General features: G+C 61.4%; 17 protein-coding genes. 2 read left to right on the top strand and 15 right to left on the bottom strand.

What is annotated here, in order from left to right:
- Positions 1–3: 3 nt before the first annotated feature.
- The 3 genes from P7C00_RS25630 to P7C00_RS25620 are packed head-to-tail and all read right to left on the bottom strand — an operon-like array spanning position 4 to position 2,949.
- Positions 4–870 (bottom strand): alpha/beta fold hydrolase, encoded by an 867-nt coding sequence (locus P7C00_RS25630; RefSeq protein WP_346632528.1) that lies wholly within the window; start codon positions 868–870, stop codon positions 4–6.
- Positions 867–2,261 carry an aminotransferase class III-fold pyridoxal phosphate-dependent enzyme gene (locus P7C00_RS25625; protein WP_346632527.1) on the bottom strand — a complete coding sequence of 465 codons (1,395 nt, stop codon included), beginning with the start codon at positions 2,259–2,261 and terminating at the stop codon, positions 867–869. Before P7C00_RS25625 ends, P7C00_RS25630 begins: the two co-directional genes overlap by 4 nt.
- Positions 2,254–2,949: an HAD-IB family phosphatase gene (locus P7C00_RS25620; protein ID WP_011063137.1), complete on the bottom strand. Its 696-nt coding sequence runs from the start codon at positions 2,947–2,949 to the stop codon at positions 2,254–2,256. The genes P7C00_RS25625 and P7C00_RS25620 overlap by 8 nt, the downstream gene beginning before the upstream one ends.
- Before the next feature lie 229 nt (positions 2,950–3,178).
- Here P7C00_RS25620 and P7C00_RS25615 point away from each other — a divergent pair, with 229 nt between their 5' ends.
- Both P7C00_RS25615 and P7C00_RS25610 read left to right on the top strand, forming a co-directional pair.
- On the top strand, positions 3,179–3,949 hold the full coding sequence (locus P7C00_RS25615; RefSeq protein WP_346632526.1) for a MipA/OmpV family protein: 771 nt from the start codon (positions 3,179–3,181) through the stop codon (positions 3,947–3,949).
- Between the two features lie 103 nt (positions 3,950–4,052).
- Positions 4,053–4,919 carry a fatty acid desaturase gene (locus P7C00_RS25610; RefSeq protein WP_346632525.1) on the top strand — a complete coding sequence of 289 codons (867 nt, stop codon included), beginning with the start codon at positions 4,053–4,055 and terminating at the stop codon, positions 4,917–4,919.
- A gap of 106 nt (positions 4,920–5,025) precedes the next feature.
- Here P7C00_RS25610 and P7C00_RS25605 read toward each other — a convergent pair whose 3' ends face one another.
- The 12 genes from P7C00_RS25605 to P7C00_RS25550 form a co-directional block, all read right to left on the bottom strand.
- Positions 5,026–5,427: an EamA family transporter gene (locus tag P7C00_RS25605; RefSeq protein WP_025129629.1), complete on the bottom strand. Its 402-nt coding sequence runs from the start codon at positions 5,425–5,427 to the stop codon at positions 5,026–5,028.
- A gap of 31 nt (positions 5,428–5,458) precedes the next feature.
- The gene (locus P7C00_RS25600) at positions 5,459–5,833 is read right to left on the bottom strand and encodes a transporter (RefSeq protein WP_115580793.1); all 375 of its coding nucleotides are present in this window, start codon (positions 5,831–5,833) and stop codon (positions 5,459–5,461) included.
- Positions 5,830–6,750, bottom strand: a complete 921-nt coding sequence (locus P7C00_RS25595) for an arginase (RefSeq protein ID WP_346632524.1) — start codon at positions 6,748–6,750, stop codon at positions 5,830–5,832. Before P7C00_RS25595 ends, P7C00_RS25600 begins: the two co-directional genes overlap by 4 nt.
- 186 nt (positions 6,751–6,936) lie before the next feature.
- Positions 6,937–7,266, bottom strand: a complete 330-nt coding sequence (locus P7C00_RS25590) for a GlpM family protein (RefSeq protein WP_169892259.1) — start codon at positions 7,264–7,266, stop codon at positions 6,937–6,939.
- A gap of 26 nt (positions 7,267–7,292) precedes the next feature.
- Positions 7,293–8,570, bottom strand: a complete 1,278-nt coding sequence (locus tag P7C00_RS25585) for a sigma-54-dependent transcriptional regulator (RefSeq protein WP_404940090.1) — start codon at positions 8,568–8,570, stop codon at positions 7,293–7,295.
- A gap of 44 nt (positions 8,571–8,614) precedes the next feature.
- Positions 8,615–10,516 carry a sensor histidine kinase gene (locus P7C00_RS25580; RefSeq protein ID WP_346632522.1) on the bottom strand — a complete coding sequence of 634 codons (1,902 nt, stop codon included), beginning with the start codon at positions 10,514–10,516 and terminating at the stop codon, positions 8,615–8,617.
- Between the two features lie 133 nt (positions 10,517–10,649).
- Positions 10,650–11,384 carry an amino acid ABC transporter ATP-binding protein gene (locus tag P7C00_RS25575; RefSeq protein WP_016964662.1) on the bottom strand — a complete coding sequence of 245 codons (735 nt, stop codon included), beginning with the start codon at positions 11,382–11,384 and terminating at the stop codon, positions 10,650–10,652.
- A complete protein-coding gene (locus tag P7C00_RS25570) occupies positions 11,381–12,052 on the bottom strand; it encodes an ABC transporter permease subunit (protein WP_346632521.1) in 672 nt (223 codons plus the stop codon). Before P7C00_RS25570 ends, P7C00_RS25575 begins: the two co-directional genes overlap by 4 nt.
- Positions 12,052–12,798 carry an amino acid ABC transporter permease gene (locus P7C00_RS25565; RefSeq protein WP_123726042.1) on the bottom strand — a complete coding sequence of 249 codons (747 nt, stop codon included), beginning with the start codon at positions 12,796–12,798 and terminating at the stop codon, positions 12,052–12,054. The genes P7C00_RS25570 and P7C00_RS25565 overlap by 1 nt, the downstream gene beginning before the upstream one ends.
- Positions 12,799–12,990: 192 nt before the next feature.
- Entirely contained in the window at positions 12,991–13,905 is a 915-nt protein-coding gene (locus P7C00_RS25560; protein ID WP_102860472.1) for a glutamate/aspartate ABC transporter substrate-binding protein, read from the bottom strand.
- A 363-nt stretch (positions 13,906–14,268) separates the two neighbouring features.
- Positions 14,269–15,807, bottom strand: a complete 1,539-nt coding sequence (glpD, locus tag P7C00_RS25555; protein ID WP_346632520.1) for a glycerol-3-phosphate dehydrogenase — start codon at positions 15,805–15,807, stop codon at positions 14,269–14,271.
- A 276-nt stretch (positions 15,808–16,083) separates the two neighbouring features.
- Positions 16,084–16,839: a DeoR/GlpR family transcriptional regulator gene (locus tag P7C00_RS25550; protein ID WP_346632519.1), complete on the bottom strand. Its 756-nt coding sequence runs from the start codon at positions 16,837–16,839 to the stop codon at positions 16,084–16,086.
- Between the last annotated feature and the right edge of the window lie 29 nt (positions 16,840–16,868).

The following is a 16,868-nucleotide window of genomic DNA, read 5'->3' as shown; positions in this document are numbered from 1 at the left end:
AAGTCATGCCAGCTGTCGGTAGTCTTCGCGCACCGCAGGTGCAACCACTCGCTGCTGGATGAAGTCCGCGCTCAACTCGATCACCCGCTGGTATTGCAGGTCCACGGTGATCATGTGATAGCAGTTGTCGAGGAGAATCTTGGTCACCGGGCCGCCGAGCTTGCGCTCCACGTAGTCGGCGTTCCAGGGACTGGTGATGTCGTCCTCGCTGGAGTGCAGCACCAGGGCCGGGGTCATGATCGAAGGCATGCGTTTCTTGACCACGGCGTTCATCCGATGCAACTCGCGCACCGTCACGCCCTCCATGGTCAGGAGTCCGGCATTGCTGCTTTCGCCGGCCTTCATCTGTTTCTCGACAATGGCCCGCAGGCGTTCGTTCTTGATGCCGTAGGGCGGTTTTTCCTCGAAGCGGCAGATGTGCACGCCGAAGGGGATCTTCATCAGCAACGGGGTGAGGAACGCCAGCTTGTTGATGCTCCAACCGTCGTACTTGAGGGTTGTGGAATACATCAGCAGGCCGCTGATCTGCCCCGGATGTTCGGACGCCAGGTACATGGACATCACTGCGCCCATGGACAGGCCGCCGACGAACACTTGCTCGTGACGCTGCTGCACGCCGACAAAGGTCTTGCGCACGCCCTCGTACCAGTCCTGCCAGCCGGTGGCCTGCAGGTCGCTGTTGTCCCCGCAGTGCCCGGGCAGGGTCGGTACGTACACCGTGCACGTACCGTCCTTGACCAGGCCCTGGGCCACCCGACGGAGTTCCGTCGGGGTGCCGGTCAGGCCGTGGATCAACAAGACCCCGACCGGACCCGTGCCGAGAACGAAGCCGGCGTCGCCTTCGCCCAGATCGATCTCAGCGGCGCTCATCGCTTCATGGCCCGATCCAGCAGGCGGTCCAGCAGCGCGATGCCCAGGTCGATTTCCGCGTAGCTGATTTCCAGCGACGGGGCCAGGGTGATGACGTTCTTGTAGTAGCCGCCCACATCGAGGATCAGGCCCAGGCGCTGGCCGTCGATTTCGATGTCGCCCTTCATGCCTTCCTCGACCATGAAGTCCAGGGTCGCCTTGTCCGGAGTGAAGCCGTCAGTGGTGCAGATTTCGCAGCGCAGGGCCAGGCCCAGGCCGTCGACGTCGCCGATGATCGGGTAGCGCTTCTGCAGGTCTTGCAGGCCGGCCAGGAAGTATTTGCCCTTTTCCATGACCATCGCGCCGTAGTCGATCTCGCTAGTCATCTTGAACATTTCCAGGCCCACCGCAGTACCCAGCGGGTTGGAGGCGAAGGTGGAGTGAGTCGATCCCGGTGGGAACACGCCCGGGTTGATCAGCTCTTCACGGGCCCAGATACCGCCCAGCGGGTTGAGGCCGTTGGTCAGTGCCTTGCCGAACACGATCACGTCGGGTTTGACGTCGAAGTGCTCGATGGACCACAGCTTGCCGGTGCGGTAGAAGCCCATCTGGATTTCGTCCACCACCATCAGGATGCCGTGCTGGTCCAGCACATGCTTGAGTTCGCTGTAGAAGTTCATGGGCGGGATCACGTAGCCACCGGTGCCCTGGATCGGCTCGACGTAGAAGGCCGCGTATTCGCTTTGGCCGACTTTCGGGTCCCAGACGCCGTTGTATTCAGTCTCGAACAGGCGGGCGAACTGCTGCACGCAGTGGCTGCCGTATTCTTCCTTGGTCATGCCCTTGGGGCCGCGGAAGTGGTACGGGAACGGAATGAACTGCGCGCGCTCGCCGAAGTGGCCGTAGCGGCGACGGTAGCGGTAGCTGGAGGTGATCGACGAAGCGCCCAGGGTGCGACCGTGGTAGCCGCCTTCGAAGGCGAACATCAGGCTCTTGCCGTTGGTGGCGTTACGCACCACTTTCAGCGAGTCTTCCACCGACTGCGAACCGCCGACGTTGAAGTGCACGCGACCGTCGAGGCCGAACTTCTTCTTGGCGTCCACGGCAATCATTTCCGACAGTTCGATCTTGCCTTTGTGCAGGTACTGGCTGGCAATCTGCGGCAGGGTGTCGATCTGTTGCTTGAGGGCATTGTTCAGGCGCGGGTTGGCGTAGCCGAAGTTCACCGCCGAGTACCACATCTGCAGGTCGAGGTAGGCCTGGTCGCTGGTGTCCCAGACGTAGGAACCTTCGCAGCGGCTGAAGATACGAGGGGGTTCGATGTAGTGAACGGTATCGCCGTAGGAGCAGTACTTGGCTTCTTTTTCCAGAAGGATCTGGTCTTCTGGGGTAGCGATGCGGATATCAGACATGGTGGAAGAGTTCCTGGGTTTCAAGGGAGAAATTGGTCGCGTTGGCCGCGTTGTTCGGCAGTTTTGCCAACAGCGCCGGCAGTTCGGCGAAGGAGTCGAACCGAGCGTGAGGAATCTTGTTGCGTTCGCAGTAGTCGGCCAGGCGATCCTTGGCGAAGACGAAGTCGGCGGTGGAGGCCACGCACATGTCCGACTGGCCATCACCGATCACCAGCACGCGTTTGCCCCGTGGGGTGGATTTGCACTTGCAGTTGCCGGAGGCGGCGCGGCAGGCGTCGCTGGCGTAGGGAAAGTCGATGCGCCAGCTGTTGTGGTCGACCTGGCGCAGGCGGTTGGCGAGGATCGGCAGCAGGGTCACGTAGTTGCGTGCCAGGATGCGGGCGATGCCTTGCTCGATGCCGTCACTGACCACTTCAATGGAAGCGCCCAGGCCGATCACGTGATCGACGAAGTCGGGGAAGTCCGGGTCGATTTCGACACTGTCGAAGTAGCCCAGCAGTTCGGCGGGCGAAGCCTTGACCAGGGCCAGTTGGCGGCTGAGGCATTCTCGGGAGCCGATGTGACCGTCCAGCCATTCCTGCTCTATGCCTTCCCAGCTCGGGTCGGCGAAGCGTTGGAGAACGTTATCGATCACGTCGGCGCGGGAGATGGTCCCGTCGAAGTCACATACGATATGCCAGTGCATCATCTGCTGTTACCTGTTGAATAAGAGCGCTGTTTGCGCTTGCGGCAGGGGTACAGCAGGGACTGTGCCAAGTTGCGATAACCCAGCAGGGCTGGGGCTCTGGCGAGGGTGGCGGGAGATTTGTAGGGTTCTTGCTACAATTTTTGTAGGTTGCTACAAACAACATCAGTGCTTGCGCCCGAGGGGCGCTCTGATGATTGATGCGCGCATGTTCAGACAAGGAAACTCATTCATGCCCCGGCTTTCTTCCCCCGCTTTACTCGCCGGCTTGCTGTCGCTGACCGTTGCCTGTGGTGCCTTTGCCGATTCCGACATCACTGGCGAACTGGGCCTGGGCGTCGGCTATCAACCCCATGACCCCACGGGCAGCAGCTATGACACCGTGCCGTTGCCATACCTGGACCTGGACTGGGGCGACGTCAGCCTGAGTACCGACGACGGCCTGACCTGGGATGCGTTCAAGGGCAATGGTTTCAGCGCCGGCCCCTATATCAACTACCTGCAGGGACGTAACGCCGACGGCGACCTGCGCGGCTTGCGGGACGTGCGCGACATGGCCGATGTCGGGGCTTTCGTGCAATACGCCCCTGACGACTTCTGGCGGGTGTTCGCCGCCGTGGGCCAGGCCGTCGGCGGTGCCGGTGGCCAGGGCGGCATGCTGGGCAAGGTCGGAGGCGAGATCGGCTACCCCTTGGGCATGGGCATCATCGGCAGCAATAACCTGACCCTGCACTTTGCCGACGCCCGTCAGAGTCAGACCTTCTATGGCGTCAACGCCAAGGAAGCCCTGGCTTCGGGTATCGATCGCTACAGTGCCGGCGGCGGCCTGCAGAACTTCAGCCTGAGCCAGAACATCCAGGTGCCACTGGGCAACAACTGGTCGCTGGTGGCCAGCGCCAGTTGGATCCGCCTGGTCAACTCCGCGGCGGACAGCTCCATCGTTCGCCAGCGGGGCGAGGTCAACCAGGGCCAGGTGCAGACCGCCATCAGCTACAAGTTCTGAGGCACACTGCCGCAGGCCGCAACCCGGCCTGCGGCGCTTCCAGGGAAAACTGGTCTGGCCTTTGCAATGACGGCCATGTACTCAATTTCTCAGGAAGTTTTTCATGGCTCGACCTGCCTACCGTCTACTGGCCTATTCCCTTTGGGACCTGATTCCGATTGTCATGGCCGTGGCGCATTTCGCCTTCGTCCTGTGGCTGGTGCTGGATTTCCACGCCCTGTCCTGGTGGTTCATCGCCCCGGCAGCCCTGCTGTATTCAGTCAGCCTGTCGTGGAGCATCAACAGCATTTCCCACAACCAGATCCACAACGCCTATTTCACCCCCGGGTGGATGAACCGTGCCTTCGATCTGCTGCTGTCGGTGACCATAGGTTTCTCCCAGACCCTGTACCGCGACATTCACAACCGTCATCACCGGGGCAACTCCGATCTGCCAGACGCCCACGGCAAGACCGTGGACCCGCTATCGATCTACCTGCATGGCAAGAATGGCCAGCCGGACAATCCCTGGGCCTACACTTTTTTGAGCTTTTTTCGCGACGATCCCAAGGAGATCTATCAGGAAATGCAGCGCAAACGGCCTGACGATGCACGTTGGGTAAAAGTGGAGATCGGCGTCACAGTGGCGTTCTACCTGGCCCTGGCCCTGTATGACTGGCATGCGGTGCTGGTACTGCTGCCGTTCTGGTACCTGGGGCAGTCGCTGTCGTCGCTCAATGGCTACTACGAGCATCTGGGGGGCAATCCGGACCTGCCGATTGCCTGGGGCGTGAGTTCCTATAGCCCGCTGTACAACCTGATCTGGATGAACAACGGTTATCACGCCGAGCACCATTACCGGCCGAAAATGCATTGGACCAAGGTCAAGGCCTTCCACCGCGAGATCCGCGAACAGCAGCGGGCGGCGGGGGTGAAAGTGATATCCGTATCCCACGGCCTGGGATTCCTGGTTGCCCACCGCAAGGCCTAAACCCCGTGGCTGTAGGAGCTGGCTTGCCAGCGAAGGGGCCGGCAAGATCGCCTTCGCCGGCTAGCTGGCTCCTACACAACATCCCTTCGCTTTAGCAAAGAGGCCCTCAGGCCTCTTCTCCCTCCGCCAAGAGGGCAATCCCGCCAATGATCACCAAGACCCCGACCCAGTGCAGCAGGCTGATCTGTTCGCCCAGGCCCAGCCAGGAGCCCAGCAGCACCACGACAAAGACCAGGGAACTCAAGGGGAAGGCCAGGGACAGGCTGCTACGACGCAATATCAGCATCCACACGAAAAATGCGCCGATATAGCAGGCAATTGCCAGCAAAACGCCAGGATTGACCGCTACCGCCGCCAGCCATTGCAGGTTGAAATCCATCTGCCCCAATTGGTCGCCGCCGACCTTGGTGGCGATCTGGCCGGCGCTCTCGAAGCCGATCAGCAGGGCCCAGAGCACGATGGTGCCCAGACGCTCGTGCAACCAGCCGTGGGAGGTGTTCGAACTCATGAAACGTTTCCTTCTATTCGTTGAATAAGGCTCAGGTACTGGCCACGCAAACCAGCATCACCCCGGCGGTGATCACCAGCGTACCCATCCAGCGCCGCCGGCTGACGGTCTCGCCCAGCACCACCTTGCCCGCCAGTACCACGCCGCAATAGGCCAGGGCCGCAGCCGGAAACAGTAGGCTCAGAGGGGCCCGGGACAGGGCTTCGAGCCAGACGAAAAACTCGATCACATAGGCCCCGATACCGCACCACAGCAGAGGGGCATTGAACACCTGGCCCCAGAAGGCATTCAGGCGAAAGCCGCCTTCCAGCTCCGGCAGGCGGTCCAGACCGAGCTTGAAACAAAGCTGGCCGATGACGTCCAGGACAATGGAAAAGGCGACTAACAGAACAACGGTCAAGGTCACGGGAACAGCTCCTCGAACAGCGAGATCAGGGCTTCATTGGTTACTGAGTTGCGCAGCAGGTCGTCCTGGCTCCAGCGTTCGGCCGGAGGTTGATCGGACTTGGCTTCCCAGCGCTTGAAGGCATTGCTGAAGGCCGGCTTGGCGAACTCGCCGCAGACATCGATGCCCAGGACCCGCTTGCGCGCCGCCAGCTCGCGCAGCGCCTGCAGCAAGTGGGTCAGGCGCATGCCGCCCTGGTCCCAGTTGGTGGCGGCGTCCTCGCTGGCCAGCACGTCCTTGTCGATGGTGATCCATATCGCCTCGGTGGGCAGGCTATCAATCATCTGGGTCAGGAAGGCTTGCCAGTCCAGGTCCGCCAGGTTGCGCCAGTGCAGGTGGTTTTCCTGTTGCTGGTGCCCGGCACCGTCACCGACCCGGCCCCAGACCTTGGACGGCGCATGTTGCCAGGGAAACAGCTGCAGCTTGCCGTGCTTCAGGGCGCCGAGGTTGCCGCCCCGCAGTTGCGGGTTGTGCAGGTCTTCACTGCAGGGGCCCAGGGTGACGATGCGCTGGATATTCGGCAGCTTCAGTGCCCGGTTGACCCAGGAACCGCAGTGTCGGCGGGGGGCGAAGCGTACCCAGTCCGGGTGATTGTCGAAGTGGATCAGGCTGACCGGCTCGGGCAGATCGCTGAGAAAGGCCGGGGTCAGGTGGTGATAGTCGCCGGAGCCGACAAAGAAGATTTCCGGTTGCGGGCCGCTGTGCCGGGGGCGTTGGCCCAGGCGCTCGCGGAAATGACGGTAGGTGCGTTCGGTGGACCAGAGTCGCAGCTTGGGGCCCAGGTCCAGCAGGTCCAGGCGTCGCGCCTGGCCGCTTTTCAGGCGCCGCACTATGGGCTCCTGGGCGGTCAGGCTGTGGTCGAGATCTAAGATGTTCAAGGTGTTCTTTACCCATGGCAGCGCCCTCCATAAAACTGCGTGATCAGGCTGAAACGCAGGCTGGGCGGGCTTTACAGGGTAAATGCAAGGGTCGGGCCAGCCCCGCTCCCGCAGGCGCCGGCTTGCCGGCGAAGAAGACGTCGGCCGGTTCGCGAGCAAGCTCGCTCCTACGGGAGTGGAGGGGACTCAGGCGTGGAGGCGCACCCAGACGCTGACCAGGATCGTCGCGGCTATCAGCCAAGCCACGGCAGCCACTGCCAGGGACGCTTCCAGGCGCAGGCGGTCGACCATCACATAGAGTGTCGCCAGGTAGACGAAGTAGGGAATGATCGACCACATGCCGAACAGGATGGTGGTCTTCAGGTCATCGAGGGAACGGCCCTTGCCGACGATGTAGTGGGCAATCAGGGCAAAGGTCGGGAACAGCGGCACCAGGCCGGCGATGTAGTAGTTCCGGGTCTTGGCCAGGGCCGCCAGAATCACCACCACCGCCGCGCCCAGGGCGGCCTTCAACAATAGATCCATAACGGGTGCGCCTCGGGTCAGTGGCTCAGGCCGTACTTCTTGACCTTGTCGAACAGCGTGGTCTTGGCCATGCCCAGTTCCTGGCTGGCCTGGGTCAGGTTGCCGCCGCTGCGCTGCAAGGCATCGTTCAACAGGTTGCGTTCAAAGGCTTCCACCGCTTCGGCGAAACCCAGGCCCTGGGCACTGCTGCTGCCGGACTTCTTGAACGCCGGCAGGCCGAGGGCAAAGCGTTCGGCGACGTTGCGCAGCTCGCGCACGTTGCCCGGCCAGTCGTGGCTCATGAGGGTCGACAGGGTCTGGTTGTCCAGCTCTGGTACGGCGCGGTCGAAACGCAGGGACGACTGCTGCAGGAAGTGCTCGAACAGTTGCAGGATGTCCTCGCGGCGCTCGCGCAGGGGCGGGAGTTCCAGGGTCACTACGTTGAGGCGGTAATACAGGTCGCTGCGAAATTCCTTGGCCCGGCTCAGTTCGTCCAGGTCCGATTTGGTGGCCGCGATCACCCGGCAATCCACGGCCACGCTCTGGTTCGAACCGAGGCGCTCCAGGGTCCGCTCCTGCAGTACTCGCAGCAGTTTGATCTGCAGATTGATCGGCATGCTTTCTACTTCATCGAGGAACAGCGTGCCCTGGTGGGCGTGCTCGATCTTGCCGATACGACGTTTGCCGGCCCCGGTGAAGGCGTTGGCCTCATGGCCGAAGATTTCGCTTTCGAACAGATTTTCCGGCAGGCCGCCGCAGTTCAGGGCGACGAACTGTTGCTGGTGGCGGCGGCTGAAGTCGTGCAGGCAACGGGCAACCAGTTCCTTGCCGGTACCGGTTTCGCCCTCGATCAGCACGTTGGCCGAAGTGTCGGCGACATTGGCGATCAACTCCCGCAGATTTTGCATGGCCGGCGAGCGACCGATGATCCGCCCTTCCAGGGAGCTGCGTTCGGCCAACTGGCGGCGCAGGGAAGTCACTTCCCGGGCCAGTCCCCGTTGTTCCAGGGCGCGGCGGGCCACGTCCACCAGACGTTCGGGAGAGAAGGGTTTCTCCATGAAGTCGTAGGCGCCTTTCTGCATCGCCCCCACGGCCATGGAAATATCACCGTGACCGGTGATCAGCACCACCGGCAGGCTGCGATCCCGGGCCTTGAGTTGGGTCAGCAGTTCCAGGCCATCGATGCCCGGCAGGCGGATATCACTGACCACGATGCCGGGAAAGTTCTCCCCGACCTGGGCCAGGGCTTCTTCGGCGCTGCCCACGCCAATGCAGGGAATGTCTTCCAGGGCCAGGGCCTGTTGGCAACCCAGCAGGACATGGGGGTCGTCTTCGACGATCAGCACGGTCAGCTCGTTGTTCATATCGGCTCGGCTTGATTGGGGCTTGCCAGGGGCAAGCTGAGGACAAAGGCGGTGCCGCCGCTTGCCGGATGTTCCACCCCCAGGTTGCCGCCGGTGGCGGCGGCGAGGCTGGCGGACAGGGTCAGGCCCAGGCCCAGGCCCTGTTCGCCGGGTTTGGTGGTGAAGAAGGGTTCGAACAGATGCTTGCGCGCTTCGGCATCAATGCCGTGGCCGTTGTCGCGTACCCGCAGACGATACTTGCCGTCGCCGGGCTCGCCTTCCAGCCACAGTTCCGGCGCCGGTTGTGCCTGCATGGCGTCCAGGGCGTTGCCGATCAGGTTGACCAGAATCTGTTCCAGGCGGGTCTGGTCGATCTGCAGGGTCTGCTCGGTGAAGGCCCGGTGCAGTAACAGGGGCAAGGGTTCGATGCGTGCGTTGAGGAGTTGCAGGGCGGCGTCCACGGCCTTGTCGAGGCTGGCCTGGCCCTGGTCGTCGCCGCGGCGGGCGAAGGAGCGCAGGCTGGCGGTGATGCGGCCCATGCGATCAATCAATTCGTTGATGGTCTTGAGGTTGGCGCTAGCAGTGTCCAGGGCGCCGCGCTCAAGGAAACGTACGGTGTTGCCGGAGAGGGTACGCAACGCTGCCAGGGGCTGGTTGAGTTCGTGGGCGATGCTGGTGGACATCTGGCCGATGGCCGCCAGCTTGCCGGCCTGGACCAGTTCGTCCTGGGCTCGGCGCAGGGTTTCTTCGGCCTGGCGGCGTTCGCGGATCTGCCCCTTGAGACGCTCGTTGCTGGCCCGCAGGTCGGCGGTGCGTTCGGTGATCCGTCGTTCCAGCTGGCTGTTGGCTTCCTGCAGGGCTTCTCGGGCGGCCAGGCGGGTGGCGATGACCTTGCGCCGTTCATTCCAGGCGATCAGCAGGAAGGCCACCAAGGCAAAGGCCACGGCCACCAGGATGCCTTGGTTGATGGCTTCCCGGCGCAGGTCCTGCAGGGGCGTAAGCAGGGTGAAGTTCCACGGGGTGTCGCTCAGCGGCCGGGTCTGGGACAGGTAGCTGATGGCCTTGTCGTCGGACACCAGTTCGGTGTTGGCGGGAAAAGTCAGCTTCTCCACACCTTCGGCCAGGCGTTCTCGGGCCAGGGGTTCCAGTTCGTTGAGGGGGAACCAGTAGTACTGCAGGCTGCGGGCCAGGCGTTCCTTGGTGTCGTCGCTCAGGGGACGAACCGACTTCAGGCGCCGCGCCGGGTCGCTGGAGAGGATGATGATGCCGTTCTCGTCACTGACGAAGGCTTCCAGGCGGGCCCGCTGCCAGCGTTCCTCCAGGGCCTCCAGGCGCACTTTGACGACCGCCACGCCGATGATCTTGCCTTGTTCTTCCAGGCCGTGGGCCAGGTAGTAGCCGGGCTCGCCGTTGGTGCTGCCGATGCCGTAGAAACGTCCGGGCTGGCCACGTACGGCGTTCTGGTAGTAGGCGCGGAAGGACAGGTCTTCACCCAGGTAGCTGTCGACATCGCGCCAGTTGCTGGTGGCCAGTACCCGGCCGGTGGTGTCCATGACATAGATGGCCCGGCTGCGGCTGCGGCGATTAAGGCCTTCGAGGTATTGGTTGACGGTTTGCCGGTGCTCCGGCGAGGGATCTGCCAGCAGTCTGGAGACACTGGATTCCAGCTCCAAGAGGCTGGGCAGATAGGTGTATTTGCTGATCTCGCTTTCTACGGCGCGGGCGTGCAGTTCCAGCTGGCGTTCGCCATTTTCACTGAGGCTGCGAATGCCGTTGTGCTCGCTGATCCAGAAGCCGACGTAGCCCAGGCCGATCATCAGCAAGATGACCAGGGGCGGTAGAAACAGGTGACGGATCAGACGGGGTTTCACGGCGAGTGATGGCGGCGCGGCGCGATAGAGAGTGGGGTCGCATTTCATCACAGATGCCTTGGGTCAACCACTGCGCAGTGTCTGTAGGAGCCGGCTTACCGGCGATAAGGGCGGCGCTGACGATAGGGGAGTCAGATGCCGTCCCATCGCAGGCACGCCGGCGCCTACAGGAACGCGGGTTTTAGTGCTGCAGGATCTTCTCGAGGAAGTGCTGGGCACGTTCGGAGCGGGCGCTGATATCGCCGAAGAACTCTTCTTTCTGGCAGTCTTCGATGATCTGGCCCTTGTCCATGAAGATCACCCGGTTCGCCACTTTGCGGGCAAAGCCCATTTCGTGGGTCACGCACATCATGGTCATGCCTTCCTGGGCCAGTTGCACCATCACGTCCAGCACCTCGTTGACCATTTCCGGGTCCAGGGCCGAAGTGGGTTCGTCAAACAGCATGACGATCGGGTCCATGGCCAGGGCGCGGGCGATGGCCACACGCTGTTGCTGGCCGCCGGAAAGCTGGCCCGGGTGCTTGTGGGCATGGGCGGCGAGGCCGACGCGATCCAGCAGTTGCAGGCCTTTCTTGGTGGCCTCTTCCTTGCTGCGGCCCAGGACCTTGATCTGCGCGATGGTCAGGTTTTCGGTGATGGTCAGGTGCGGGAACAGCTCGAAATGCTGGAACACCATGCCCACGCGAGAACGCAGTTTCGGCAGGTTGGTCTTCGGGTCGGCGATGGAGGTGCCATCGACCACGATGTCGCCTTTCTGGAAGGGTTCCAGGGCGTTGACGCATTTGATCAGGGTGGACTTGCCCGAGCCGGACGGCCCGCAGACCACCACCACTTCACCTTTCTTGACCTCGGTGCTGCAATCAGTCAGCACCTGGAAGTCCCCATACCACTTGTTGATGTTCTTGATAGAGATCATACGGCGAACCTTTTTTGCAGACGCTTGACCAGCAGCGAGGCGGCAAAGCTGATTGTGAAATACACCAGACCGGCAACGATCAGGAATTCATTGGAGCGGCCGATGATGTCGCCGCTGGAGCGCGAGGCGTTGAGGAAGTCCACCAGGCCCACGGTGTACACCAGGGAGGTGTCCTGGAACAGGATGATGCTCTGCTGCAGCAGCAGCGGGGTCATCTTGCGGAACGCCTGGGGCAGGATGATCAGGCGCATGGTCTGGCCGTAGCTCATGCCCAGTGCCTGGGCAGCGCCCATCTGGCCCTTGGGAATGGACTGCACGCCGGCACGGACGATTTCGCAGAAGTACGCCGCTTCGAACATCATGAAGGCCACGATGCAGGAGGTGAACGCACCGATCGGGGTGTCTTCGCCGGTGATCCAGCGCAGCACGAACGGCACCGCCAGGTAGAACCAGGTGATCACCAGCAGCAGCGGAATCGAGCGGAAGTAGTTGACGTAGGCACCGGCCAGGTTCGACAGCAGCTTGTTGTGGGACAAGCGCATCAGTGCCAGCAAGGTACCGAGGACGATCCCGCCGACTACGCCCATGACCATCAGCTTGAGGGTCATCAGCATGCCGTTCCACAGGCCGGGAATGGCCGGGATGATGCCCGAGAAGTCGAATTCCATTATTTACCTCCCACGGAGATCAGGCCGGGGACCGATACTTTTTTCTCTACCAGGCGCATCAGCAGCATCAGGCTCATGTTCAAGGTGAAGTAGATCAGGGTAGCCAGGGTGAAGGCTTCGAACAGGTTGGCCGAGAACTCGGCGGTCTGTTTGGTCTGGGCCAGCAGTTCCATCAAGCCGATCAGGGACGCCACGGAGGAGTTCTTGAAGACGTTGAGAAACTCTGAGGTGAGCGGCGGAATGATGATCCGGTAGGCCTGGGGCAGCAGCACGTTCCAGTAGATCTGCGGCAGCGAGAAGCCCATGGCACGAGCGGCGGATTCCTGGCCGCGTGGCAGCGCCTGGATGCCGGTACGAACCTGTTCGCAAACCCGCGCGGCGGTGAACAGGCCCAGGCACACGACAACGCTCAGGTAGGCCGAGGTGGTCGGGTTGAGGTCTTGCTTGTACCACTCCTGGAGGTTGGCCGGCAGCAGGTCCGGTACCAGGAAGTACCAGATGAACAGCTGCACCAGCAGCGGCACGTTACGGAAGATCTCCACGTAGACCGTGGCGATGCCCGACACCAGACGGTTCGGCACGGTGCGCATGACACCCAGGATCGAACCCAGCAGCAGCGCGATGATCCAGGCCACCACGGCGATGGCGATGGTCCAGCCCAAACCGGTGATGAACCAGTCGAGATAGGTCTCGCTGCCCACGCCGGTGGACTTGAAGAACACGCCCCAGTCCCAGTTGTAATTCATTAGGGTTACCCCTCAGATCGTTCGATGTACAAGCACCCGCCTGGGGACGTCCGTTCCCGCCTGATCATGACGATCAGGCACACACGATCGGCTCGATAACCACCGGTTCGAGTGTTTCCAAAAAAATGCCAGCAGGTAGTGACAGACTCCTGAAAGGGCAGGGCCCCTTCAGGAGATAAGGTTAGTCAGGAATCAGGACTTTTTGTCGTCAGCCGCTTTGTCGGTCGGGTTGGCGATCAGGGCCTTGAGCTCGTCGCTCATCGGGAACATCAGGTTCAGGCCTTTTGGTGGGATCGGCGATTGGAACCACTTGTCGTAGATCTTGTTGATTTCGCCCGATTTGTAGGTGGCGACGATGGCGTCATCCACGGCTTTCTTGAACGGGGCATCGCCCTTGCGCACCATGCAGCCATAGATTTCGTAGGACTGAGGAGTACCGGTCACGGCCCAGTCGGCAGGTTTCTTGGCCTTGGCCATTTCACCGGCCAGTAGCGCGTCGTCCATCATGAACGCAACGGCGCGGCCCGACTCCAGCATCTGGAACGACTCACCGTGGTCCTTGGCGGAAATCACGTTCATGCCCATCTGCTTGTCGGCGTTCATCGCCTTGAGGATGCGCTCGGAAGTAGTGCCGGCGGTGGTCACCACGTTCTTGCCTTTGAGGTCAGCGAAATCCTTGTAGGTCGAGTCCTTTTTGGACAGCAGACGGGTACCGATTTCGAAGATGCCGACGGAGAAGTCGACCTGTTGCTGACGTTCGACGTTGTTGGTGGTGGAACCACACTCGACGTCTACGGTGCCGTTCTGCACCAGTGGGATACGGGTCTGGGAGGTGACCAGGTTGTACTTGACCTTGAGGTCAGGCATGTCGAGGTCTTTCTTGATCGCTTCGACGATTTTCAGCTGGATGTCGTGGGAGTAGCCCACTGGCACGCCGGAAGCGTCAGCGATGTAGGAAAACGGGATGGAAGCGTCGCGATGTCCGAGGGTGATGGTGCCGGACTCTTTGATTTTCTTCAGTGTGCCGGTGAGCTCGGCAGCGAAAACTGGAGTGCTAATCAGAGCGGCAGCGATAGCTGCGCCCAACAGATGGGGAACGATGCGCATCAATATTTCCTCGACATTTGTTTTTTTTATGAAGCCAGTTCGACGGCTCTTTTATACAGCGAATGCCTTGACGGCTCCTGTTGTGTTGGCACGACAGGCATTCGTCGCACAGTGTAGAGCATGAGTCGTGCCAGACCCATTGATCATGTTCAAGGCCTTGATTTCAAAGGGTATTAAATATTTATTGCGAAGTTTTTTGCAGCAGGTTATCCGGTTATCCGAATCCTCTTCGGGGTTGTGTTCGGAAAACCGAATGCGCGTCCGACACCTGTAGGAGCCGGCTTGCCGGCGAAACGTTCAATGCGTCGCCCATAAAAAAGCCCCTGAACCTTAGGGTGCAGGGGCTTTGTCTATCCGAGCTACTCAGGCTGCCTTGATCTTGCCGCGGTTGTGCTCGACCTTCTGTAAGTAGTCTTCCAGCTGTTGCTGTTGCGCCGCCGTGGTGAACAGGCCGAGCTTGCTCCGGCGCCAGAGGATGTCCTGGGCCTTCAGTGCCCATTCCTCTGCACACAGGTAATCCACTTCACGGGTATAGAGTCCGCCACCCAGGTGTTCGCCCAGGTCGCTGAGGCTGTGTACGCCCTCCAGCAGGCGCCAGGTGCGGCTGCCGTAGGTGGTGGCCCAGCGGCGCGCGATCTGGCTGGGCACCCAGTCGAACTTCTTGCGGATGGCTTCTGCCAGGGCCTGTGGCGTGCTCATGTTCTCGCCGCCGGGCAGGGTGGCTGTGGCGGTCCAGCTGGGCTTGGCCTGTCTGAAGTAGGGCGCCAGTTGCGCCATGGCTGATTCCGCCAGCTTGCGATAGGTGGTCAGCTTGCCGCCGAACACGGACAGCAGCGGAGCCTCGTCACCCGTGGCGGACAGGGCCAGGGTGTAGTCGCGAGTCACCGCCGAAGGGTTATCGGATTCGTCGTTGCACAGCGGGCGAACCCCGGAATAGCTGTGCTGGATGTCGCTGCGGCTCAGTTGCTTCTTGAAGTGCGCATTGACCACTTGCAGCAGGTAATCGGTTTCTGCTTCGGTAATCGCCACCTTGGCCGGATCGCCGGTGTATTCCCGGTCGGTAGTGCCGATCAGAGTGAACTGGTCGAGGTAGGGGATGGTGAAGACGATGCGCTGGTCTTCGTTCTGCAGAATGTGCGCGTGTTCGCCTTCGTACAGCTTGGGCACTATCAGATGGCTGCCCTGGATCAGGCGGATGCCGTAAGGCGATTCCAGCTTCAGATCATCCTTGATGAACTTGGCGACCCAGGGTCCTGCAGCGTTTACCAGGGCTTTGGCGGTGATGGAGAACAGGCTGCCGTCGGCACGCTCCAGATCCAGTTGCCACAGGCCCTTGCTGCGCCGGGCGCTGACGCAACGGGTCTGGGTATGTACGTGGGCGCCGTGCTCGCGGGCGGCCATGGCATTGAGTACCACCAGGCGCGCATCGTCGACCCAGCAATCGGAGTATTCGAAGCCTTTGGTGATCTCGGCCTTCAGGGCGCTGTCAGCGCCGAACTTCAGGCTGCGAGAGCCTGCGAGCTTTTCCCGCTTGCCCAGGTGGTCATACAGGAATAGGCCGGCGCGAATCATCCAGGCCGGGCGCAGGTGCGGCCGATGTGGCAGGACAAAACGCATGGGCTTGACGATGTGGGGGGCCTTGGCGAGCAGCACTTCACGTTCGGCCAGGGCTTCGCGCACCAGACGGAACTCGTAATGTTCGAGGTAGCGCAGGCCGCCGTGGATCAGCTTGCTGCTGGCCGAGGAGGTATGGCTGGCCAGATCGTCTTTTTCGCAAAGGAACACGGACAAGCCGCGACCTGCCGCATCCGCGGCAATTCCAACACCATTGATCCCACCGCCGATGACGGCGATATCGTAAACCTCGGAAAGAGGGCGCGCGGGCAAGGTAGAAGTGGGCATCGACAGGCCTCGTGTTGCTTGGATATTTGAATTCGAACATTAATGTTCATTTTCGAAAATACTAGCGCATAAAGATGAACGCATCCAGCGCGCCTCGATTGAAAAAACTGATCGAAGCAGGGCTAAAGGAAAGTTTTCGAACATTATCGAGGAGTAACTGTAGCCGCTGATGTTGCTTTGGGCTGTAGGGTGGGGATCGGCCGCGGCGATTTCGAAAGCGATGAGGCGTCGAGGCTCGTCGTTCGAGTGCGGCCGGATCCGCAGGGTAGGGGGGGGTCAGACCACTTCGAGGCGGATCTTGTGTTGGTTGAGCAGTTGGCTCAGGGCCGGTACCGGTTGCTGGTCGGTGACCAGGCAGTCGATCAGGCTGATGGGGCCGAGGCGGATCATGGCGTTGCGCCCGAACTTGCTGGAGTCGGCGGCGAGGATTACTTGTCGGGCGTTGGCGATGATCGCCTGGGATACCCGCACTTCCTGATAGTCGAAGTCCAGCAGGCTGCCGTCCTCGTCGATGCCACTGATGCCCACCAGGGCGAAATCCACCTTGAACTGGTTGATGAAGTCGACACTGGCCTGGCCGACCACGCCGCCGTCACGGCGGACATTGCCACCAGTGAGCAGCACATCGAAATCATCCTTGGCGCTGAGCATTGAGGCCACGTGCAGGTTATTGGTGATGATCTTCAGATGGTTGTGGTTGAGCAGGGCGCGGGCGATGGATTCGGTGGTGGTACCGATGTTGATGAACAGCGAGGCGTGATCGGGGATCTGCGCGGCAACGGCTTCGCCGATGCGTTGCTTTTCGTCGCGCATCTGGTCGGCGCGCATGGCGTAGGCGGTGTTTTCTACGCTGGAATCATAGGCCGCGCCGCCGTGATAGCGGCGCAGCAAATTGGCTTCCGCCAGCTGATTGATATCGCGGCGGATGGTTTGCGGAGTAACAACGAACAGCTGGGCCAATTCCTCGATGCTGACGTAACCGCGTTCGCGGACCAGATCGAGGATTTGTTGCTGACGGGGAGGCAGATTCATGGGGCTTCCTTTGGGCTGCCGTGCAAAAT

It is taken from the genome of Pseudomonas sp. JDS08PS003, assembly GCF_045013505.1.
Classification (GTDB): Bacteria; Pseudomonadota; Gammaproteobacteria; order Pseudomonadales; family Pseudomonadaceae; genus Aquipseudomonas; species Aquipseudomonas protegens_B.
This window is presented reverse-complemented; position numbering and strand designations above follow the sequence as displayed.

What these genes read in the sequence shown, in the direction of transcription:
- P7C00_RS25615 (WP_346632526.1), top strand. Translation starts at nt 3,179, where the DNA reads ATGCCCCGGCTTTCTTCCCCCGCTTTACTCGCCGGCTTGCTGTCGCTG.
- P7C00_RS25565 (WP_123726042.1), bottom strand. Translation starts at nt 12,798, where the DNA reads ATGAATTACAACTGGGACTGGGGCGTGTTCTTCAAGTCCACCGGCGTG.
- P7C00_RS25570 (WP_346632521.1), bottom strand. Translation starts at nt 12,052, where the DNA reads ATGGAATTCGACTTCTCGGGCATCATCCCGGCCATTCCCGGCCTGTGG.
- P7C00_RS25620 (WP_011063137.1), bottom strand. Translation starts at nt 2,949, where the DNA reads ATGATGCACTGGCATATCGTATGTGACTTCGACGGGACCATCTCCCGC.
- P7C00_RS25630 (WP_346632528.1), bottom strand. Translation starts at nt 870, where the DNA reads ATGAGCGCCGCTGAGATCGATCTGGGCGAAGGCGACGCCGGCTTCGTT.
- glpD (WP_346632520.1), bottom strand. Translation starts at nt 15,807, where the DNA reads ATGCCCACTTCTACCTTGCCCGCGCGCCCTCTTTCCGAGGTTTACGAT.
- P7C00_RS25605 (WP_025129629.1), bottom strand. Translation starts at nt 5,427, where the DNA reads ATGAGTTCGAACACCTCCCACGGCTGGTTGCACGAGCGTCTGGGCACC.
- P7C00_RS25580 (WP_346632522.1), bottom strand. Translation starts at nt 10,516, where the DNA reads ATGAAATGCGACCCCACTCTCTATCGCGCCGCGCCGCCATCACTCGCC.
- P7C00_RS25610 (WP_346632525.1), top strand. Translation starts at nt 4,053, where the DNA reads ATGGCTCGACCTGCCTACCGTCTACTGGCCTATTCCCTTTGGGACCTG.
- P7C00_RS25550 (WP_346632519.1), bottom strand. Translation starts at nt 16,839, where the DNA reads ATGAATCTGCCTCCCCGTCAGCAACAAATCCTCGATCTGGTCCGCGAA.
- P7C00_RS25575 (WP_016964662.1), bottom strand. Translation starts at nt 11,384, where the DNA reads ATGATCTCTATCAAGAACATCAACAAGTGGTATGGGGACTTCCAGGTG.
- P7C00_RS25625 (WP_346632527.1), bottom strand. Translation starts at nt 2,261, where the DNA reads ATGTCTGATATCCGCATCGCTACCCCAGAAGACCAGATCCTTCTGGAA.
- P7C00_RS25560 (WP_102860472.1), bottom strand. Translation starts at nt 13,905, where the DNA reads ATGCGCATCGTTCCCCATCTGTTGGGCGCAGCTATCGCTGCCGCTCTG.